Source organism: Yersinia hibernica (genome assembly GCF_004124235.1).
GTDB classification, from domain to species: Bacteria; Pseudomonadota; Gammaproteobacteria; order Enterobacterales; family Enterobacteriaceae; genus Yersinia; species Yersinia hibernica.
Genome location: NZ_CP032487.1, coordinates 3,443,736 through 3,465,934 on the forward strand (window position 1 = coordinate 3,443,736; position 22,199 = coordinate 3,465,934).

The following is a 22,199-nucleotide window of genomic DNA, read 5'->3' on the forward strand; positions in this document are numbered from 1 at the left end:
TATGGCTTATTAGGGGGCATGTCCGAAACACAACATCAGGGTCTTTTTATTATAAATATTCAAAATAATAATAATTTAACAAATATCATTATGCCTCGGGCGTTCAGGACATATAATGTTTTTAAAAACCCTATTAAAACAAAATGGTAAGCTTGTTGATGCCGTAATCTCATTCTATCAGCAGGGAAAAATCTGCCCTGATAGCTACGTCATAGATGTAGAACAAACTGAAGCGAATGCCCGCTTGCTGCTACAAACTGCACATCATCACCAGGTAAAACTGTATTTGATGAGCAAACAGTTTGGCCGTAATCCAGAACTATGCCGCCGCCTGCTGGCTTGCAGTTATCAAGGCACCCGTTATCACGGCATGGTGGCCGTTGATTTTAAAGAAGCGCGACAACTTTACCGCCATGCTATTCCGGTCGCCCATATTGGCCATCTGGTACAACCGCCATCTGCCATGGTGGCGGAAATACTCCGTCAGCGGCCGGAAGTCATTACTGTTTATTCATTGGAAAAAGCGCTGGAAATATCACAAGCCGCGCATCGCCAACATATTATCCAGCCACTCATGTTAAAGGTTTACCAATCGGGGGATTTACTCTATTCCGGGCAGGAAGCTGGCTTCGAGTTAAATCATTTACCCGCAGTAATTGCGGCGCTGCAAGAAATGCCGGCGGTGCGATTGGTCGGGATAACACATTTTCCCTGCATGCTGTATGACTCTCAATCGCAACAAACTTCGCCGACGGCCAATATGCACACCTTGCTGACGGCACGGGATATTCTGCAAGCACAGGGAGTGGCGATTGAACAGATAAATGCCCCTTCAGCCACCAGTTGCACCACTTTACCCCAACTGGCCAAACTGGGCATCACACACAGTGAACCCGGTCATGCCCTTACCGGGACGATTCCTGCCAACCAACAGGGTAACCAACCAGAACAAATTTCCATGCTGTATCTGTCTGAGATTTCTCATCATTTCTCTGGCAACAGCTATTTATTTGCGGGCGGTTATTATCGCCGTAGTCATGTGAAGAATGCATTAATTTGGCATAATAACCACTTCAGCCAATCCACTATATTGCCGATTGATAATGACAGCATTGATTACTGTCTGGGTCTGGCCGGTCAATTTCCACTAGGTAGCCCGGTTATCATGAGTTTTCGTACCCAAATATTCGTGACGCGCAGTGATGTTGTTTTGATTGATGGTATTCAAAGTGGCGCTCCCCATATCCTTGGCTACTATGACAGCCAAGGTAATACACTGGGTTAATCTGTAAAAAAGCCTATTAGCCCAATACCTGAGTTTATTTAATGTATTCCCATGATAGTCTTGACTATTCATATTCACTTTCTTTGGAGCCTGCCCGATGATTAATCCCAATGGATACACCTACGCGCACGAACATCTCCATATTGATTTATCGGGCTTTAAAAATAATCTGGACTGCCGACTAGACCAATATCAACCCATCTGTGATGAAATGTGTGAGTTAGTGAGTCAAGGGGTGGTGAATATCGTCGAAGTTACCAACCGGTATATGGGCAGGAATCCGCAGTTTTTACTGAATTTGATGCGCGACAGCGGCATCAATATCATCGCCTCAACCGGCTATTACACTGACAGTTTCTACCCGCCGATGGTCCGTGAGAGTAGCGCGCAGCAACTGGCGCAAACCATGATTGATGAAATCGAAGTGGGCATTGACGGCACTGAACTAAAGGCGGGTATCATTGCAGAAATTGGCACCAGCGAGGGCGTGATTACCCCTGACGAGGCCAAAGTTTTTCATGCCGCAGCGCTGGCTCATCATGCCACTGGCCTCCCCATCTCGACCCATACCAGCTTCAGCACTATGGGATTAGAGCAAATAGCGCTACTGAAGAAACACGGTGTGCCGCTGGCCCGTGTGGTCATCGGGCATTGTGACTTAAAAGAGCAACCTGAGCTTATTATGAAAATGATCGATATGGGGGTCTATGTCCAATTCGACACCATTGGTAAAAATAGCTATTTCCCTGATGAGCGCCGTGTCGCCATGTTAGTCATGCTCGCCGAACGCGGGTTATTGGATAAGGTCATGCTCTCCATGGATATTACTCGCCGCTCACATTTAAAAGCCAATGGTGGCACTGGATTTAGCTATTTAATTGATTCTTTTGTTCCCATGTTACTGGCCGCAGGGATTTCCCCCGAACAGGTGGAAATAATGTTGCGCCACAATCCTAATAAATTTTTCACCACGCAAGGAAAGTGATTATGAAGAAAATTGGCATTGCCGGGCTGCAGCGAGAGTTAATACGCGAAATGATTGAGCAGACGGCACCGAATACTTTTGAAACATTTATTCTCTCGGATATGGACGCCGCAGTAAAAGTGAAAGAGGGGCAACTGGATTATTATATTGGCGCCTGTAACACCGGGGCCGGAGCCGCATTATCTATGGCTATCGCGATTATCGGTTATAACAAAAGTGCCACCATCGCCAAGCCCGGAATTAAAGCTAAACCTGAGCAAATAGAAAAGTTTGTCACTGAGGGTAAAGTGGCGTTTGGCTTATCGGTCGAACATATTGAGCATGCTATCCCACTGCTAATTATACAATTGCGCTAAGGGGCCACCGTGGATTACATTCATATCATTGTGGTTGCCCTGCTGACAGGGATGACCGCGCTGCTTTCTCACCGCAGCGTCGCCGTGTTCCATGACGGCATCCGCCCCATTTTGCCGCAATTGGTTGAGGGGAATATGAGCCGGCGTGAAGCGGGCAGTATTGCTTTCGGCCTCAGTGTCGGCTTTATTGCCTCGGTGGGTATCTCATTTACTCTCTCCACCGGTTTACTTAACTCTTGGTTGCTGTTTTTGCCAACAGACATCATTGGCGTATTGGCTATCAATAGTTATTTGGCTTTCGCACTTGGAGCTGCTTGGGGGATTTTAGCGCTCACCAGCTTACCCGCCGTTAACACCGCACTGACCTCATTACCGGTGAACTTTATTGGCTCACTGGGGGAGTTGAGCAGCCCGGTTATTTCCGCCTTTGCCCTGTTCCCCTTAGTGGCTATTTTCTATCAATTTGGCTGGAAAACGGCGGTCGTTTCTGCCTTTATCGTGCTGCTAACCCGCTTACTGATTACTCGTTTTACCGGGCTATTCCCTGAATCCATTGAAATTTTCGTCGGTATGATTCTGCTTATCGGCATCGCTATCGCGCAAGACTTAAAAGCAAAAACCCACCTGGGAGGGGGTGGCGGGCACTCTGTTTTCGAGGAGCGAACCCAGCGAATAATTAAAAACCTGCCCATGTTAGCCATCGTTGGCGGGTTAATCTCTGCGGTGGCGAGCATGAAAATCTTCGGCGGCAGTGAAGTGTCCATCTACACACTGGCTAAAGCCTATGCGCCGGGCATCACCCCTGAAGAATCATTAGCATTAATCCATCAAGCATCATTGGCCGAGTTTATGCGCGGCCTCGGCTTTGTACCACTTATAGCCACCACCGCATTGGCCACTGGGGTTTATGCCGTCGCCGGCTTTACATTTGTGTTTGTGGTTGGTTATTTGGTGCCGAACCCATTACTGGCTGGGATAATTGGGGCGGTTGTTATATCGCTGGAAGTGCTGATGTTGCGCTCCATCGGCAAATGGCTGGGCCGTTTCCCCTCCGTGCGCAATGCTTCCGACAATATTCGTAACGCGATGAATTTGTTGATGGAATATGCCCTGTTAATCGGTGCTATTTTCGCGTCAATCAAAATGGCTGGCTATACCGGCTTTACTATCACCACGGCACTGTATTTCCTCAACGAGGCTATTGGCCGTCCGGTAATGAAGATTGCCGCCCCGGTCGTGGCAGTGATTATCGCCGGCATTGTGCTAAATCTGTTCTATTGGCTGGGATTATTCGTACCCGTGTGATCAACCTAATTCATTGATTTTTATTTTTAATATGTAAAAAAAGCCCGTTTGTGTAAACACAACGGGCTTTTTATTGCTGACCAAAGATGCAGAAATTAAATCGCTTCTTCGTCTTGCTCACCGGTACGAATACGCACCACACGAGAAACATCAAAGACAAAGATTTTGCCATCGCCAATTTTACCGGTCTGGGCAGTTTGCATAATGGCTTCTACACAGGTATCGACGATATCGTCAGCCACCACAATCTCTATTTTAACTTTTGGCAGGAAATCCACCATATACTCAGCGCCACGGTACAGCTCGGTATGCCCTTTCTGGCGACCAAAACCTTTTACTTCAGTTACCGTCATCCCGGTGATGCCCACTTCAGCCAGCGCTTCACGGACATCATCGAGTTTGAATGGCTTAATAATCGCGTCAATTTTTTTCATGGTGAATCCCAGTGTTACCAATTCTTGCGGCCAAAGCCTGATGTAATCGGATAGCGTCTATCTTTGCCAAAATTGCGGGCGGTGATACGCGGCCCAACAGCTGACTGACGCCGTTTATATTCATTGATATCTACCAGGCGGATAACTTTACGCACGATAGTTTCATCAAAACCGTCAGCAACCAAATCGGCGACCGACTTATCCTGCTCGACATACCCCTCGAGGATGGCGTCCAAAATATCATAAGGCGGCAGGCTATCCTCATCTTTCTGATCTGGGGCCAGCTCCGCAGACGGTGGGCGCGTGATAACCCGCTGCGGAATCACATATGAAACAGTATTACGGTATTCAGATAATTTAAATACCAGCGTCTTGGGCACGTCTTTTAGGACGTCAAACCCGCCCGCCATATCACCGTACAGTGTGGCATAGCCCACGGCCATTTCGCTTTTGTTACCGGTAGTTAATACAATACTACGGCGCTTGTTCGACAGTGCCATCAGCACCACACCGCGGCAGCGCGCCTGAAGGTTTTCTTCGGTGGTATCACGCGCAGTGCCAACAAACATCGGGGATAATTGCCCCATAAAGGCATCAAACATCGGCTCGATGGAGAGCACATCAAACTCGATACCCAAAATTTCCGCTTCTTCTTTGGCATCAGCGATACTGATATCTGCGGTGTAACGGAACGGCATCATCAATGCCTGAACCTTATCCTTACCTAATGCATCCACTGCAATCGCCAATGTTAGCGCCGAGTCAATCCCGCCGGATAACCCAAGAACGGCACCATTAAAGCCGTTTTTAGTCACATAATCACGTACCGCCAACACCAAGGCTTCATAGACTTGCGCCAATGGCGGCAGCTCTGCGGCTGGCGCCATCATCGGCACCACTTCACACTCATTGAGCTGCAATAAGCTGGTTTGTTCGGCGAATGCCGCCAGACGGTGAGTCATATTACCCGCAGCATCAAATACTTTGGAGCAGCCATCAAAAATTAGCTCATCCTGCCCACCAATCTGGTTGAGATACACCAGTGGCACGCCAGTACGCTGGCAATGCGCGGCCATCAGCGTTTTGCGAATATAAGGTTTTTCACGGTTATAAGGTGAGGCATTGATTGACAACACAATTTCTGCACCCGCGGCTTTGACGGCATCAACCGGGCCATTGAACCAGAGATCTTCACAAATCAGCAGCCCCAAGCGGTAACCTTTTAGCTCCACCACACAACTTTGATGGCCAGCAGAGAAATAGCGTTTTTCGTCAAACACGCCGTAGTTGGGTAATTGCTGCTTGAAATAGCGCGCTTGCAATTTACCATCAGCAAACAGCGATAACGCGTTATACAGATGGCCCTCTTCACGCCATGGGTGCCCGACTAACACCGCCGTCTGCAGCGCTGCCGCCTGCAGACGATCCAACTGTGCCTCACAACGTTGATAGAAATCATCACGATACAGCAAATCTTCTGGCGGATATCCAGATAGCGCCAGCTCGGAAAACATGACTAAGTCGGCCCCCGCTTTCTGCTGCTCATGTAGGGTTTGCAACATACGTTCAGTGTTGCCTTCGATATCGCCGACCAGCCAATTTAACTGGGCTAGTACTATGGAAAGTTTTCTGCTCATTTGTATTTAAACTCGGTTTGTCAGGGAACAATAGTGATTAGTCACTAACCATTATTATTCTTTAAAATCATTCGCATCTAGCTCATGGCGCGACAGCAATTTATAAAATTCAGTGCGGTTACGCCCCGCCATTCTTGCGGCCTGAGTCACATTGCCTTTAGTGATTTGTAGCAGTTTACGCAAATAATTCAATTCGAATTGATTACGTGCCTCGACAAAGGTCGGCAATGCGGTGTTTTCCCCTTCCAATGCTTGCTCAACCAAGGCTTCGCTGATAACCGGTGCGGAGGTCAGTGCCACACATTGCTCAATCACATTGACTAATTGGCGCACATTACCCGGCCAACTGGCGCTCATCAGGCGCTTCATGGCATCAGTTGAGAAACTCCGGACAAAGGGTTTATGGCGTTTGGCTGATTCGCGTAACAGATGATTAGCCAGCAGCGGAATGTCCTCTGAGCGCTCATGCAGCGCCGGAATTTTAAGATTCACCACATTCAGGCGATAATAAAGATCCTCACGAAACTCATTCTTTGCCATCGCTTTGGGCAAATCACGGTGAGTGGCGGAAATCACCCGCACATCAATACTTAAATCACGGTTGCTGCCCAGTGGGCGCACCTTGCGCTCCTGCAACACTCGCAGCAATTTTACCTGCAAAGACAATGGCATATCGCCAATTTCATCCAGGAATAGCGTACCACCTTCAGCGGCCTGAAATAGCCCTTCGCGGCTACTGACCGCTCCGGTAAACGCCCCTTTAGCATGGCCGAATAACTCAGACTCCAGCAATTGCTCGGGTAAAGCACCACAGTTGATCGCGATAAAGGCTTTCTTCGCCCGCGGGCTGGCGGCATGAATTGCTTGCGCCAATACTTCTTTACCGGTGCCACTTTGCCCATTGATAAGCACACTGACATCCGACTGCGCCACCATTTTGGCTTGCTCAAGTAAGCGCAACATTACCGGGCTGCGGGTCACTATATCTTCGCGCCAGCTATCATCACCGGCAGGAATAGAAAGCTCCAGCGCGGCATCAATTGCCTTATATAAGGCATCGCGATCGACCGGTTTGGTCAGGAAGCTAAATACCCCTTGCTGTGTCGCAGCCACCGCATCGGGAATTGAGCCGTGGGCGGTCAGAATAATCACCGGCATCCCCGGCTGATGCTTCTGAATTTCAGCAAAGAGTGCCATGCCGTCCATTTCATCCATGCGCAAATCACTGATAACCAGATCAATTTTCTCACGCATCAATAAACGCAATGCTTCCTGCCCACTTTCAGCGGTGGTGACATTAAAACCTTCGCTGGTTAAACGCATCCCCAACAACTTGAGTAAGCTGGGGTCGTCGTCAACCAGCAGTAGATTGGCCGGTTTGCGTGGCGTCATGAGATTCCTTATTGGTCGCGGGTGGGACGTCAGTTGGCGGTGCGGCTGGTGGTGTATAAGTATCTGCTGGTTTTTCTACCGGCTGCGGCACGGGTTGGGTGTCGGCTTGCGGTGCGGCAAGTTTATGCTCAACCGGACTGACATCCGCCGGTTTGGTGGGTTCTACTTTGGGCTGAGGTTTGGCCTCGACTGGCTTAGTTTCTGCTGACTTAGTTTCTGCTGGCTTAGTTTCTACCGGCTTAGTTTCTACCGGCTTAGTTTCTACCGGCTTAGTTTCTACCGGCCTAGTTTCTGCGGGCTTGGCAGCCGTGGCGGCTTTGCCATCAGCATCGCTTTCCGGGATCTCATTTTGCAGTTGCTTACGTGATGAAAGCTGCCGCTCGATATCGGTCAGATTTTCCAGTTTGCGAGTTGTATCCAGCAAATTATATTGCAGCCGAACCTGGCTTTCCCTCAAGCGGTCAATCTGCGCGTCAGACTCTTCTTGCAAACGCTGATAACGAGTGCGCTCTTCAGCCAGCGAAATGCGCATAACCTGCTGCTCACGCCACAGTTGAATCAAAGGACGCACCGCACCGGGGAAACTTTGGCTGTAACTGTTTAGGCGCTCAATCACTTGACGGCGTTCAGCTATTGAAGGCTCGGAACTGCTGACTAAAATGCCCTGTTTAAAGGCCGCTGACCACGTGATTGCGGGCAGTGTTTTCGCGAGCGCCCGGGCTTGAGTTGACCCCAAGCGCTCGGCACAATCCATCGCCCGTAGCCAGTAAAGTGAGTTTTCTAACGTCTCTTTATCATCCAGATTCCACAACACATCACAGGATAACGTCCGATAATCAACAATTTTCGTTTCCGGGATAACCATCTGAACAGCTTGAGAAAAACGGCTACTGGTCGGGTTATCAGTACATCCTGTGAGGAATAGAGGGGCCAGCAACACGGCTCGCCAAAAAATACCCGTGCCAAATTGACCTGCCGGCATTGCTGTCGCAGTTGGCATGTTGCTTGTTAAGGAGACGGTCTTTTTCATCAAGTTGCTTATAGACCATGTGTACATTATTTATTCATTCTCGGCGGTTAATGGCAATTCCACACGGAAGCAGACTGCGGCGTAATCCACTGACACCAATTGCAAGTCGCCCTGCATACGTTTGATGCAGTCCTGAGCAATACTCAACCCCAGCCCGCTGCCTTTGACGGCCCCTTTCCGCTGATGACTTCCTTGGAAAAAAGGCTCAAATATCATGGTTTCTTCCGATACCGGGATCGATGCGCCGGTATTGGCAATATCAATTTGCACGCGGTTATTCACCTGGCGGCTACTCACCCAAATGGTACCGGATTCCTCGCCATAGTGCACCGCATTGGAGTAGAGATTATCTAATACCCGCATCAATAGTGTCGGATCTGCCCAACAAATATCCGCCTGAAGGTTAGTTTCGGTGCGAATCATCTTGGCACGCGCGGGGAGACTATGGGCCGAAATCACGTCTTCAACCATTTCGACCAATTCAACATTTTCAAGCTCCCCGGGGCCATCGGCTAATTTACGGTTATAGTCCAAGAGTTGCTCAATCAATAATTGTAGATGGCGGCTACTATTATCAAGGATAGCGACCACTTCTTTTTGATCTTGGGTTAATGGCCCAGCCACCTCATCAGCTAATAATTCAGTGCCTTCGCGCATGCTGGCCAGTGGCGTTTTCAACTCATGGGAAATATGGCGCAAAAACTCATGGCGCTGTGATTCAAGCCAAGCTAAGCGCTCACTGAGCCAGATAATACGCTGTGCCAATGAGCGCAATTCGCGTGGCCCTTTAAACAATGTAGTATTACCCAGCGGCCGCCCTTCCCCTAGGCGATTAATCATTCGTTCGATACCCTTGACCGGCCCAATAATCATGCGGGTGAATAACACCACCAACAACACACTGACCAAAAACAGTAACAGGGATTGCCAGCCAAAAAATTGCCCGCGCTCGGCGATATCTTTTTGTAGCTGTTGTCCACGAGAGAAAATCACATCACGGGTGGCTTGCACCATTTCGGCATTGGAGCGGGAAAACTGCTCTAATAAGACCGAGGCATTTTGTTCTGGGCCACTATTTTTACATTGAATATCAGAAAGTTGTGTCAATAAGCCACGCAATGTCTGGTAATAGCGCGCATCAGGCAGGATGGCGGCATGAGTGTCAAGCATTTGAGCATACTGTTTGCGCTGATGCTGATAGAGTTTTGCCAGTGTCACGTCATCTAACACGCAATATTGGCGATAGCTGCGCTCCATTTCGAGTGCCACACTGGTCATTGCCTCACTGCGCCGGGCATCTGCCAGCGTTGTGCGGTTAATATCAGCCGCCTGAGTGCTAAGATGGTCAAGACTTTGATATGCCTGATAGGCCAGCACCAAGAGAGGGAGCAGCACCAACAGAAACGCCATGAGCACCAATTGGCGTAAAGAACGGGGGAACAAACGCCATCTTTTCAACGAAATCATCTCATTACCTATCATTCTGTTGTGATGCTAACTGACTCTGTCAGGATTACAATGCCTATCAGCCAATTAATATCGCCGTAGCCGAACCCGAGATAAAAAAAAAGCACTTAGCGTTGAGCAAAGTGCTTTTTATTAAGACGGTTTGTCCATTATCACCAGAATCATCATCAGACCTGCTTTTATTGTCAGTTGCAGTAAAAACGGGAGCTTTAGCTGGTTTTTGACCATAATCAGATGTGACAACGGGGCAATAAATTGCCCCGTCGCAGAATATGTGGATGCCCTTAAACATCGTCTCCAGTTTGATGAAGCCAAGGCAATCATCGGGAGGATGAGACGAATAGCATCCAGACATGTCCAAAATTGATGAACTACTCATCACAGCAGGACATAGGCGGCACCTCACTCAACGTGTCGTCCGATGCTTGATAATGTGCATTCACACAATATCGGTTTAGGTGGACGATAGGCGCCAGTCTTAGGCATCATTCGGTGGCTTATGAAGCGCATATTCCGCTTTACAGCGGGACTATCATAAAAAGTGAATGAGCAACTGATAGAGATAATGCAGGTAGCGTGCCAAGTTAAAAAATAAAAACTTAACACCATGAATTTAATTGATATTTATTTTAAAACTCTAGTTTTAATGTGAATAACACTGACCAGGTTTAGCCATTGACTGACATTTTGTCGCTAATCCCCGACACTCAACCAGCTATAAAATAAAACACATATAAATCAATGAATTAAATGTCTCTTTTTTGAGACAGAGAATGTATTGATTGTCGCGATTTACCGACATGCTCAATTAACATGCTAATAATCAACAAGTTAAATCAACCTCCATTAACTGAAAGGCTCGTCAACTTCTCCTCGTCTTCAACCTATCACCGCCAGTGTGCCGGCTGCGGTATAAATCATTATGCCGTTATAAATTATGTGATTTCATCACCACAACAAATGAATCATGCTAATGACCTGGCTCTGGTTCCTGATAAAAAACCACCAAAGCGCAGATCGCAATACTTATTAATAATTGTACTTTGGCAGTGACATTGTCATCAGAAAGATTTGCTGCCAAAAACTGTCGTTAAGTCATTGCTTCATTAAGTTCGAGTAACAGATATGCGAATAAAACCTAACCTATAACATTAACAATGTAGCTGGCGAATATTATCTAATAAATAAAATATAATTCTGCCATACAAAGGAATATACATTATGATAAATATCATAGCCGTATTACTTCATAGCATTATTCTTTTTTCTCCCTTAGCATCATCCAGCCTTAATGGTTTGTTTAGCAGCGCCAAAGCATATAATGCCGTCACTGCGGAGACTGGCCAGTTGCTAACCATGGTGGCAAAGCAGGAAATGAGCCGTTTAGTTAGCTTCGAAAGTGATATTTTTCCCGATTTTAATATTGAATTTACCGGCTCATATTATAATAAAGACTCAGCTGAGTATGAAATTTCGTTTACCTTGGAATCACAAGGAATACTAAATTATAACGCATATATCATCAACGATAGCGATATGGTAATGGATAATGATACCGGATATATTAATAACAATAAGAAGAGCATAAAGTTAAAAATGAGCAGTGTTCAACCGGGAACGTATCAACTCATTATTGAGATTGCTGATAATAAAAAAGAAACCAAGGTAAGAACCCGTACAATAACTATTATATAATTAGCCAGATAAAAATAAGGGGGCATAACGCCCCCTTGCCCCATTAAGCCAATTGTTTACGTGCATTACGGAACATACGCATCCACGGGCTATCCTCGCCCCACTCTTCCGGGTGCCACGAATGACTTACCGTACGGAAGACACGTTCGGGGTGCGGCATCATCACTGTTGCGCGGCCAGTAATACTCGTCACTGCCGTGATACCATGGGCGGAACCATTCGGGTTAGCTGGGTATTGCTCAGTGACCACACCTTGGTTATTGACAAAACGCAAGGCCACCAGATTGCTCTGTTCGATGATGGCCAAATGCGCAGCATCACGAACTTCCACTCGCCCCTCACCATGCGAAACCGCAATTGGCATGCGGGAGCCGGCCATATCCTGCATAAACAGTGATGGGTTGTTGGTCACTTCAACCAGACTGAAACGCGCTTCAAAGCGATCAGATAGGTTGCGAACAAACCGTGGCCAGTGCTCAGCTCCTGGGATAAGCTCGCGCAAATTCGACATCATCTGGCAACCATTACACACTCCCAGCGCCAGAGTTTCAGGGCGATGGAAGAAAGCTTCAAACTCATCACGCACACGCGCATTGAACAAAATCGACTTCGCCCAGCCCTCACCGGCACCCAGCACATCGCCATAAGAGAAACCGCCACAAGCCACTAAGGTCTGGAAGGATTGTAAATCAATGCGCCCCGCCAGCAAGTCACTCATATGCACATCTACCGCATCAAAACCGGCGCGGTGGAAAGCAGCGGCCATCTCAACGTGGGAGTTAACCCCCTGCTCACGCAGCACCGCCACTTTCGGCCGCGTTTGTTTAATGATGTATGGCGCAGCAATATCATCGGCGGGATCAAAGGTCAGTTTAACATTCAAGCCAGGATCAGTTTCATCCTGTTTGGCCTGATGCTCCTGATCTGCGCAATCTGGATTATCGCGCAGGCGCTGCATTTGCCAAGTCGTTTCAGCCCACCATAAGCGCAGAGTGCTGCGTTTTTCGCTGTATACCACCTCAGTGCCACTGCGGATATCAACGATATCACCGTCAACAGCACGGCCCAGATAATGCACACAGTTTGCCAAACCATGGTCTGCCAGCACTTTTTCTACCGCCGCTTGTTGCTCGGCACGCACCTGAATAACCGCCCCCAACTCCTCATTAAATAAGGCCGCCAGTGCATCGTCACCCAAAGATTGAATATCGACATGCACGCCGCAGTGGCCGGCAAAGGCCATTTCCGCCAGTGTCACCAACAACCCGCCATCTGAGCGGTCGTGGTAAGCCAGTAAGGCTTTATCGGCCACTAAGCGCTGCATGGCATTGAAGAAACCGGCTAATTGTTGCACATCACGCACATCAGCCGGTTTATCCCCTAATTGACGATAAACCTGAGTCAATGCAGTCGCGCCTAGGGCATTATGGCCCGCGCCTAAATCAATCAACAACAGCGCGTTAGCGCCCTTATCCGTGCGCAATTGCGGTGTGACGGTGTGACGAACATCTTCGACGCGAGCAAAGGCAGTAATCACCAATGACAGCGGCGAGGTCATTTCGCGCTGCTCGTCACCTTCCTGCCAGCGGGTTTTCATCGACATCGAGTCTTTGCCCACGGGGATGGTAATCTCCAGTGCCGGGCACAACTCTTCGCCCACCGCGCGCACGGCTTCATATAAGCCGGCATCTTCACCGGGATGACCGGCAGCGGACATCCAGTTAGCCGACAATTTAATGCGCTTGAGTTCGCCAATTTGCGTCGCGGCAATGTTAGTCAGTGCTTCGCCCACCGCCAAACGGGCGGATGCAGCAAAGTCCAGCAAGGCCACGGGCGCACGTTCGCCCAGCGACATCGCCTCGCCATAGTAGCTGTCCAGGCTAGCGCTGGTGACGGCACAATCAGCCACTGGAATCTGCCACGGCCCCACCATCTGATCACGGGTCACCATGCCGGTTACGGTACGGTCGCCAATGGTGATAAGGAAAGTTTTCTCGGCGACGGCCGGTAAATGCATCACGCGTTTGACCGCATCAGCAATGCTGATTTCAGCCCGTTGCAGTGCTTCACCCTGTGCTTGCAGGCGCTTGACATCACGCAACATTTTCGGGGTTTTGCCTAACAACACATCCAACGGCATATCTATTGGCTGGTTGCCGAAATGGCGGTCATTTAGGGTCAAATGTTTTTCTTCGGTGGCTTCACCAATCACCGCATATGGCGCACGTTCTCGGCGGCAAATTTCATCAAATTGCGCCAGTTGCGCGGGAGCAACCGCCAGGACATAACGCTCTTGAGATTCATTACACCACACTTCCAGCGGGCTCATGCCCGGCTCGTCGTTAAGGATGTCGCGCAGTTCAAACCGGCCGCCACGACCGCCGTCACTCACCAGCTCTGGCATGGCATTAGATAGCCCCCCAGCCCCGACATCATGAATAAACAGAATTGGGTTGTGGTCACCTAGCTGCCAGCAGCGGTCAATCACTTCCTGACAGCGGCGCTCCATTTCTGGGTTATCGCGCTGTACCGAAGCAAAATCCAGATCAGCATCAGATTGGCCGGAGGCCATGGAAGAGGCCGCACCGCCACCCAATCCGATATTCATCGCCGGGCCGCCGAGCACCACCAGCTTGGCCCCCACGGTGATTTCACCTTTCTGCACATGGTCAGCACGGATATTGCCAATCCCGCCCGCCAGCATGATGGGCTTATGGTAGCCGCGTAGCTCAGTGCCATTATGGCTGTTGACGCGCTCTTCATAGGTACGGAAATAACCCAGCAGTGCCGGGCGACCAAATTCGTTATTGAATGCCGCGCCGCCCAAGGGGCCTTCGGTCATAATATCCAACGCGGTCACAATGCGCTCTGGCTTGCCGAAATTCTCTTCCCACGGCTGTTCAAAGCCGGGAATGCGCAAGTTAGACACCGAGAAGCCCACCAAACCGGCTTTCGGCTTAGCACCGCGCCCGGTGGCACCTTCATCGCGAATCTCGCCACCAGAACCGGTAGCCGCACCCGGCCACGGCGAAATCGCTGTCGGATGGTTGTGGGTTTCCACTTTCATCAAGATATGCGCCGCTTCCTGATGATAGCCATATACCCCATTTTCAGGTGCCGCGAAGAAGCGCCCAACCTGAGAACCTTCCATGACCGCGGCATTGTCTTTATAGGCAGACAGCACGTAATCCGGGGTATGTTCAAAGGTGTTTTTGATCATCTTAAACAGCGATTTAGGCTGCTCAACACCATCAATTTTCCAGTCCGCATTAAAAATCTTATGACGGCAATGCTCGGAGTTGGCCTGAGCAAACATATACAGCTCGATATCCGTCGGGTTGCGCCCCAGATCAGTAAAGGCCGCCAGCAAATAATCAATTTCATCCGGTGCCAGCGCCAAGCCCAATCTAATATTGGCCTGCTCCAGTGCACTACGGCCCTGAGCCAGAATATCCACCCGTTGTACCGGGGCTGGCTGGTGATGGGAGAACAGTTGCTCGGCTTGCTGTAAATCGGTGAATACCGTTTCCATCATGCGGTCATGCAGCAGCGCCGACAATTGTTGCCATTGCTTTTCAGTCAGATGCGGGCCTTGGATATAAAAAGCCAAACCGCGCTCTAACCGCAGAACCTGCGGCAATGCGCAGTTGTGGGCAATATCGGTGGCTTTGGAAGACCATGGTGAAATAGTCCCCGGCCTTGGGGTTACCAAGAGTAAACGCCCTTGTGGCGCATGTTCAGGGAGAGATGGCCCATATTGAAGCAGCCGCTGGAGTCTGGCGTGTTCATCAGCACTTAATGGGGCGCTAACATCGGCAAAGTGAACATATTCGGCGTAGATATCATCGACTGGCAGATGAGCATCCTGGCAACGGGACAGCAGTTTGGTAATACGAAAAGCCGACAAAGCGGGCGAACCACGCAGTATTTCCATAATCTAAGTTTCTCTCGTCTTCGAAGCGACTGGAACAGCACTTCATTGGGCGCAACAGGGGAAAACGCGCGCCATTATAGTGAATCTAAGCCGCCGACGAAACCGTTTGCGTAGCTATTATTCATAATTGCGTCAGAAACCTCCGTCAGAGATGGCCATTACATGCTGGGTAAATAGCACGTAATTAAAGTTGCACACTGACGATTTGTTGCGCAAAATGCCACTCCACTGGGGATTTAACCATGTCGATTTTAAGCTTCACGACACATATATAAAGAGCGCTGCCGAGAGATAACTATTTGACGCGCATAAAATTAAATTACTTTTTTATTGGTGTAGTTGCCTTACTTCTGGCCCTCGCGCTATGGCCTAATATTCCGTGGCGCAGTGACCAAGAGGGGCAACTGGACCGCATAAAAGCCCGTGGTGAACTGCGAGTTAGCACAATAAGTTCACCACTTATCTACTCAACCGGAAAGGATGGCCCTTCCGGTCTCGACTATGAGCTGGCAAAACGTTTTGCTGACTATCTGGGGGTTAAGCTGGTGATGACCCCACATCATAATATCAATGATCTGTTTGATGCTTTAGATAGCGATGATGCCGACCTGATTGCCGCCGGGCTAATTTATAACAATGAACGCCTTAATCGGGCGCGCACCGGCCCTGCCTATTATTCGGTATCGCAACAGTTAGTCTACCGGTTGGGGTCTCCACGGCCAAAATCATTCAGTGACTTAAAAGGTCAGTTGATTGTGGCCTCGGGTTCAGCCCATATGACCACCTTAAAGCAGCTGAAACAAACTAAATATCCCGACCTTAACTGGGGCTCGTCCATCGACCGCTCAGGAAAAGAGTTATTGGAGCAAGTTGCTGATGGCAAACTCGATTATACCCTCGGTGATTCCGTCACCATTGCGCTGCTGCAACGCATTCATCCGCAATTAGCAGTGGCATTTGACGTCACAGATGAAGAACCGGTGACCTGGTATTTCCCACAAAGCAATGATGACAGCCTGTATGCGGCGATGCTTGATTTCTACAGCCAGATGGTGGAGGACGGCAGTTTGGCGCGGCTGGAGGAAAAATATCTCGGCCATGTCGGCAGTTTTGATTATGTCGATACCAAAACATTCCTCTCCGCTATCGACAATGTGCTGCCCACTTTCCAGCATCTGTTTGAAAAACATGCCGGTGAAATTGACTGGAAATTACTGGCGGCGATTGCTTATCAGGAATCCCATTGGAATCCACAAGCCACCTCCCCCACTGGCGTGCGCGGCTTGATGATGTTAACCCGCGCCACCGCCAGTGGGCTAGGGGTTAAAGATAGGGTTGATCCCGAGGAGAGCATTAAAGGCGGCTCTATTTACTTACAGCGCTTGATGCAAAAAGTGCCCGAGACCATTCCTGAAGACGAGCGCATCTGGTTCGCGCTGGCGGCCTATAACTTAGGTTATGGCCATATGCTTGATGCCCGCAAGCTGACCAAAAGTCAAAATGGTAATCCTGACAGTTGGGTTGATGTCAAAATGCGGCTACCGATGTTGAGCCAAAAACGCTACTACCCGAGCACCACTTATGGTTACGCCCGGGGTCATGAAGCTTATAGTTACGTCGAAAACATTCGCCGCTATCAGGTCAGTCTGGAAGGGTATTTGCAGGAAAAAGAGAAAAAAGCCGCCCAACATGCGGCGATTGAAGCCGAACTGGGTAAAGGTTATCCGGTGGTCGGCCCCGACTGGTCAGTCAATAAGTAGCCCACTTATGATTTGTGTTGTTTATTGATTAGCCATCATCCCTTGCGGCGCGTTTCAATGCTTTTTGTTGCTCGCGCCGCAAGCGGAAAAACGCACTCAATTGGTGCGAGCAAGCATCAGCCAGCACTCCCGCAGTTATCTCTATCTGATGATTCATCCCGGGATGGCGCAAAATATCCAGCAGTGAACCCGCGGCACCGGTCTTCAAATCCTGAGCGCCATACACTAACCGGCGAATCCGGCTGTGTACCATCGCCCCGGCACACATCACGCACGGCTCCAAAGTGACATATAAAGTGGCATCTATCAGGCGATAGTTCTGCACTGCTTGCCCACCTTGGCGCAACGCCATGATTTCGGCATGGGCCGTCGGGTCATTATCACGAATAGGCCGGTTCCACCCCTCACCAATGACCTGATTATCCAGCACCAATATTGCGCCCACCGGCACTTCGCCCTCTGCTTGCGCCCGCAGCGCTAATGTTAATGCTCGCCGCATCCAGTGCTCATCGCTGTATTCCGCTGGCGCAGTACATTCAGAAGACAAATTATTATCAGTAGACACATTAACCTCTCTAGCCCTGTTGGCGGCGTGCATTATACACAGCAATCGCGGCCCTCACTAAATTCACTATAAAGTAGCTCAATACATGACTATCGGTTAATGTGCCGACAGCATAGGAAATATTTCTGATATAAATGATATGCAACTATATGGAAGCCAGATCAATGAAGCTCAGCAAGAAAAATGCGGCCATCGTGCGCAAAGCCCTTGATGGATGGGCCAAAGAAGGTGTTATTCCTGCAGAAGAACATCAGCGCTTGCTGGCCAATGTTGATGTGCAACCTTTTGACTGGCGCAGACTGGCAGGTTATGCCTTCCTTGCCGCATTGGCATCACTGGTTATCGCGCTTGGCAGCCTGATGGCCGATACATTCTTATTAGCCTGGATTAGCCAGTTTTTCCGCTTTGATGCCCCGGTTCGAGTGCTTGTCACCGGTATCTTGGCGGCGGCTTGTTACAGTTCGGGCTTTTACCGCCGCCGCCGAGATGCCAGTAAAATCTACAGTAATGAGGCCATATTATTTCTCGGTGTCATTATGACCGCCGCGGCAATCGGCCAACTCGGCATATGGCTGGATAATGGCAGTGGCCGAATCTCCGTGTTATTGCTCTTGGGCACCCTTATCTATGGCGTGGTGGGTTGGTATGGCCGCTCGCCACTGGTATGGCTATTTGCCTTACTGTCACTGGGGAATACTTTTGGTGCAGAAACCGGTTATCTGTCCGGCTGGGGCGCATACTGGCTAGGAATGAGTTACCCCGTGCGCTTTATCGCCTTTGGTTTACTGCTTTGCGCCAGCGCCTTAACCTTACAGCCCCAATTAGCGGCGCGCCGGCTGGAGAGAGTGTCTCAAGCTATGGGGCTACTTTACCTGTTTATTGCCTTATGGTTGCTGTCAATTTTTGGCAATTACGGCGATATCGACCATTGGTATCAAGTACGCCAGATTGAACTGCTGCATTGGAGTCTACTCTTTGCGCTCGCGGCCGCCGCCGCAATCTGGCTCGGGTTAAAGCGCGATGATGCCATGCTGCGTGGTTTTGGCCTGACCTTCTTGGCCATCAACCTGTACACCCGCTTTTTCGAGTTCTTTTGGGATGCCATGCCGAAAACTATCTTCTTCCTGCTACTCGGGATCAGTTTATGGTGGTTGGGCAGACATGCCGAGCGGATCTGGCAGCTCGGCCACCACGAAAATGACGTAACTCACTAAAGCGCCTACGAATAAAACGGCAGTGGGCTTAGCCCCACTGTCGCGATCCGTCAGCCGCTTATTCCAATTGCTGTAATTCGCCGGTTTTACTCACCCGCCAGCGGTGCTCACAAAAATGCAGCAGTGGGTTATCTTGCTTACTGTCACTGTAGCCACTATGAAGTTGCAACGGAGCCCCTAAGCGCTGCTCTAATTGCACCACTTTCTCCGGCCCTAAGCAACGCAGTGGCAGCACCCAGCCCCCATTACGCCGAGCCATGCGGCTGCCCACCAGCCGTAAGCGGTGAATAAAATCTGAATCGTGATAAACCTGCTCGACCAGGCGTTGCGGCGAGCCAGTGATTAACCAAACTTGAGCATCAGTGCTGTCCAGATATTGGCGCAGCCGCATCATGACCACCGGGAATTCAGTGACTTTTTGGCGAAAATCATTCACAAAAAGTAACTCCAGATTCCTCAGATGGGCTTCCCGTCGGCCAAAAGTGCTCGCCCACAGCAACAAACTCATTGGCCATCGCGCACAGCGCCCACCCAGCAATAATCCCAATCCAATCACCGGCAACAGGGGGATGACCAACAATAGATTCAGTGGTAAATGGCGCAGCAGAAAACGCAAAAAGCTGCCAAACATATCCTGTTGATGCAACGTGCCGTCTAAATCAAAGAAGACCACGCGTTTGACACCTGCCGCTTGTGGCTCTGCCGCCATGTCTGCTTGCTCGGCATTCAAATTATTCGTCATTAAAATCCCATCAATTTCATCGATAAAAATCTAGCGCTATGGTGACCATCCTCGCGGCTAAATACAATATAGCAGCACTGACCTCAGTGGCTCGCGAGCACCATCAGCCAGCAATCTTACAATGCGGCGCGCAAATAGCCATGATGCTGCTGTAAGCTCTGACGGGCTTGTTCAGCACTGACGCCTTTTAGAATCATTAAAATGGCCGGTTTAACTTCAAACTCAGTTTGCGCCAGAGCATTTTCAGCCTCCACGCGGCTGGCTCCAGTCGCTTCCACCACAATGCGGCAGGCGCGATCCACTAATTTCACATTCGTTGCTTTCACATCCACCATCAGATTTTGATAAACCTTGCCAAGCTTTACCATCGCGCCGGTGGATAGCATATTCAGCACCAATTTTTGTGCGGTTCCCGACTTCATGCGGGTCGAGCCGGTGAGGGCTTCAGGGCCGACGACGGGCGAAATCTCGACCAGTGCTTCTTGTGCAATAGGGGAGCCTGGATTACAGGAAATAGCCGCGGTCGGGCAGCCAAGTTGACGAGCATACCGCAGCGCGCCGATAACATATGGCGTGCGGCCGGAAGCGGCTAACCCGACCACCATATCCGTTGCCGTCAACTGTAAATCTTGCAAATCTCGCTCGCCGAGCGACATATCATCTTCAGCGCCCTCGACGGCTGTGAGTAACGCGCCAGGGCCGCCCGCAATTAACCCAATGACTCGGCCATGAGGGACACCAAAAGTCGGTGGACACTCGGAAGCATCTAAAACGCCAAGTCGCCCACTGGTCCCCGCCCCCAGATAAATCAGTCGGCCGCCATTCTGCAAGGCTTTAGCTGCTAAATCAACCGCTTGAGCAATATTGGGGATCACCAAGCGAATCGCCTCGGGAACTTTACGGTCTTCATCGTTGATGCGGGTCAACATCGCCAATGTGGAAAGTTTATCCAAGTCCATGGTGGCTGGATTGCGACTTTCAGAAATCAAAGCGCCCAAGTTCATGATTTTTTCCTCAGTGGATTCTTTATTCATAATGGTTTAGTTGTAACTGAAAATAGACAAAAGCGCGTGTTTTCTTGTCCCATTCACCGGACTCGCACAAAAAAAGGGTGTTATGCTCCATCACTCGGCCTTTGACTTCATCATTGATGGGTATTATTAACCAACTTGGCAGAATAACAGCCCATATTCAGGAACTGATTTATGAGTAGTCTTCTTCGCATTCGTCAGCTCTATCCTACGCTGGCACAAAATGATCGTAAGTTAGCCGATTTCCTGTTGGCTAACCCCGAGCAGGCAAGCCATCTCAGCTCACAAAAGTTGGCACAGCAAACCGGTGTTAGCCAATCCGCCGTGGTCAAATTTGCACAAAAATTAGGTTACAAAGGTTTTCCAGCACTGAAGCAAGCATTGAGTGAGATTGTTGCTGTGCCTGAACAAGTCGTGACTCTGCACAATCAAATTTTAAGTACCGACAGCTTAAAAACCGTTGGCGAAAAGTTATTGGCCGAAAAAGCCGCCGCGCTACGAGCGACTTTGGATATTAATAGCGAACAGCGCCTCACTGAAGCATTAGCGATGTTACGGGCGGCGCGAAGAATTATTTTGACCGGCCTGGGAGCTTCTGGGTTAGTGGCGAAAGACCTGGCCTATAAGCTGTTGAAAATTGGCATTATGGCCGTATCTGAAACGGATATGCATGCACAGCTGGCTGCCGTCCAGGCCTTGGATGGCCGGGATTTACTCTTGGCTATCTCCTTTAGTGGTGAGCGCCGTGAGATTAATCTGGCCGCAGAAGAAGCCCAACGATGCGGTGCCAAAGTATTGGCATTAACCAGTTTTACCCCTAATAGCTTGCAGCAGCGGGTTGATCATTGTTTGTATACTATCTCGCAAGAGCCAGCAATTCGCAGTGCGGCCATTTCGTCTAGCACCGCCCAATATGCGCTGACTGACTTGTTATTTATGGCGATGATTCAGCAAGATCTTGAAAGTGCGCAAGATCATATTAAGCACAGTGCCGAGCTAGTGAAAAGACTGGTCTAAGGATACCAGAGGGGTATAATCCCCCGCTGTTAAGAATACCCGACCTAAGATAAGAGGAACCATGGCCCTGTTGATCACTCGTAAATGTATAAATTGCGACATGTGCGAGCCGGAATGCCCTAACGAGGCAATTTCCATGGGTGCAGAAATCTATCAAATTGACCCGATGCGCTGCACCGAATGTGTCGGTCACTACGAAACCCCAACTTGCCAGTTGGTCTGCCCTATCGATAATACGATTTCTATCGATCCCGCTTGGGTAGAAACTAACGAGCAGCTGTGGGACAAGTTTGTCCAACTGCACCACGCCGATCGTTTGTAATCGCGAGAACTTGGCTGTGAAGTGAATT

At 49.6% G+C, this 22,199-nt stretch carries 18 protein-coding genes; 9 read left to right on the plus strand and 9 right to left on the minus strand.

What is annotated here, in order from left to right:
- The first annotated feature begins 115 nt into the window (after nt 1–115).
- The 4 genes from D5F51_RS16190 (at nt 116) to D5F51_RS16205 (ending at nt 3,931) form a co-directional block, all read left to right on the plus strand.
- Nucleotides 116–1,285, plus strand: a complete 1,170-nt coding sequence (locus D5F51_RS16190) for a YhfX family PLP-dependent enzyme (protein ID WP_129197862.1) — start codon at nt 116–118, stop codon at nt 1,283–1,285.
- A gap of 97 nt (nt 1,286–1,382) precedes the next feature.
- Nucleotides 1,383–2,270, plus strand: a complete 888-nt coding sequence (locus tag D5F51_RS16195) for a phosphotriesterase-related protein (protein ID WP_129197864.1) — start codon at nt 1,383–1,385, stop codon at nt 2,268–2,270.
- 2 nt (nt 2,271–2,272) lie between these two features.
- The gene (locus D5F51_RS16200) at nt 2,273–2,626 is read left to right on the plus strand and encodes a DUF2620 domain-containing protein (RefSeq protein WP_025379222.1); all 354 of its coding nucleotides are present in this window, start codon (nt 2,273–2,275) and stop codon (nt 2,624–2,626) included.
- A 9-nt stretch (nt 2,627–2,635) separates the two neighbouring features.
- A complete protein-coding gene (locus tag D5F51_RS16205) occupies nt 2,636–3,931 on the plus strand; it encodes a YhfT family protein (protein WP_025379223.1) in 1,296 nt (431 codons plus the stop codon).
- 95 nt (nt 3,932–4,026) lie between these two features.
- Here D5F51_RS16205 and glnB read toward each other — a convergent pair whose 3' ends face one another.
- From glnB to D5F51_RS16230, 5 genes are all read right to left on the minus strand, one after another.
- A complete protein-coding gene (glnB, locus tag D5F51_RS16210) occupies nt 4,027–4,365 on the minus strand; it encodes a nitrogen regulatory protein P-II (protein WP_002231018.1) in 339 nt (112 codons plus the stop codon).
- A 14-nt stretch (nt 4,366–4,379) separates the two neighbouring features.
- On the minus strand, nt 4,380–6,002 hold the full coding sequence (locus D5F51_RS16215) for an NAD+ synthase (protein WP_129197866.1): 1,623 nt from the start codon (nt 6,000–6,002) through the stop codon (nt 4,380–4,382).
- Nucleotides 6,003–6,056: 54 nt separating this feature from the next.
- Nucleotides 6,057–7,394 (minus strand): two-component system response regulator GlrR, encoded by a 1,338-nt coding sequence (gene glrR / locus D5F51_RS16220; RefSeq protein ID WP_129197868.1) that lies wholly within the window; start codon nt 7,392–7,394, stop codon nt 6,057–6,059.
- Nucleotides 7,357–8,376: a two-component system QseEF-associated lipoprotein QseG gene (gene qseG / locus D5F51_RS16225; RefSeq protein ID WP_129199405.1), complete on the minus strand. Its 1,020-nt coding sequence runs from the start codon at nt 8,374–8,376 to the stop codon at nt 7,357–7,359. The genes glrR and qseG overlap by 38 nt, the downstream gene beginning before the upstream one ends.
- Before the next feature lie 78 nt (nt 8,377–8,454).
- A complete protein-coding gene (locus D5F51_RS16230; RefSeq protein ID WP_162301763.1) occupies nt 8,455–9,891 on the minus strand; it encodes a sensor histidine kinase in 1,437 nt (478 codons plus the stop codon).
- Between the two features lie 1,221 nt (nt 9,892–11,112).
- Between D5F51_RS16230 and D5F51_RS16235 the strand changes: the two genes are divergently transcribed.
- Nucleotides 11,113–11,586 carry a hypothetical protein gene (locus D5F51_RS16235; protein ID WP_129197873.1) on the plus strand — a complete coding sequence of 158 codons (474 nt, stop codon included), beginning with the start codon at nt 11,113–11,115 and terminating at the stop codon, nt 11,584–11,586.
- Nucleotides 11,587–11,629: 43 nt separating this feature from the next.
- Here D5F51_RS16235 and purL read toward each other — a convergent pair whose 3' ends face one another.
- Nucleotides 11,630–15,520 carry a phosphoribosylformylglycinamidine synthase gene (purL, locus tag D5F51_RS16240; RefSeq protein ID WP_129197875.1) on the minus strand — a complete coding sequence of 1,297 codons (3,891 nt, stop codon included), beginning with the start codon at nt 15,518–15,520 and terminating at the stop codon, nt 11,630–11,632.
- A gap of 299 nt (nt 15,521–15,819) precedes the next feature.
- Here purL and mltF point away from each other — a divergent pair, with 299 nt between their 5' ends.
- Complete coding sequence (gene mltF, locus D5F51_RS16245) at nt 15,820–17,280, plus strand: membrane-bound lytic murein transglycosylase MltF (RefSeq protein WP_100273965.1); 1,461 nt, start codon at nt 15,820–15,822, stop codon at nt 17,278–17,280.
- 28 nt (nt 17,281–17,308) lie between these two features.
- Here the strand turns inward: mltF and tadA are convergent, their stop codons facing one another.
- Entirely contained in the window at nt 17,309–17,878 is a 570-nt protein-coding gene (tadA, locus tag D5F51_RS16250) for a tRNA adenosine(34) deaminase TadA (protein WP_129199407.1), read from the minus strand.
- Between the two features lie 131 nt (nt 17,879–18,009).
- Between tadA and D5F51_RS16255 the strand changes: the two genes are divergently transcribed.
- On the plus strand, nt 18,010–19,059 hold the full coding sequence (locus D5F51_RS16255) for a DUF2157 domain-containing protein (RefSeq protein WP_129197877.1): 1,050 nt from the start codon (nt 18,010–18,012) through the stop codon (nt 19,057–19,059).
- Between the two features lie 58 nt (nt 19,060–19,117).
- Here D5F51_RS16255 and yfhb read toward each other — a convergent pair whose 3' ends face one another.
- Nucleotides 19,118–19,801: a phosphatidylglycerophosphatase C gene (gene yfhb / locus D5F51_RS16260; protein WP_162301764.1), complete on the minus strand. Its 684-nt coding sequence runs from the start codon at nt 19,799–19,801 to the stop codon at nt 19,118–19,120.
- A gap of 116 nt (nt 19,802–19,917) precedes the next feature.
- Nucleotides 19,918–20,805, minus strand: a complete 888-nt coding sequence (murQ, locus tag D5F51_RS16265) for an N-acetylmuramic acid 6-phosphate etherase (RefSeq protein ID WP_129197879.1) — start codon at nt 20,803–20,805, stop codon at nt 19,918–19,920.
- 201 nt (nt 20,806–21,006) lie between these two features.
- On the opposite strand from murQ, the gene D5F51_RS16270 reads away from it, so the two are divergent.
- Both D5F51_RS16270 and D5F51_RS16275 read left to right on the plus strand, forming a co-directional pair.
- Complete coding sequence (locus D5F51_RS16270) at nt 21,007–21,849, plus strand: MurR/RpiR family transcriptional regulator (RefSeq protein ID WP_129197881.1); 843 nt, start codon at nt 21,007–21,009, stop codon at nt 21,847–21,849.
- A gap of 61 nt (nt 21,850–21,910) precedes the next feature.
- Complete coding sequence (locus tag D5F51_RS16275; protein WP_025379234.1) at nt 21,911–22,171, plus strand: YfhL family 4Fe-4S dicluster ferredoxin; 261 nt, start codon at nt 21,911–21,913, stop codon at nt 22,169–22,171.
- Nucleotides 22,172–22,199: the final 28 nt, after the last annotated feature.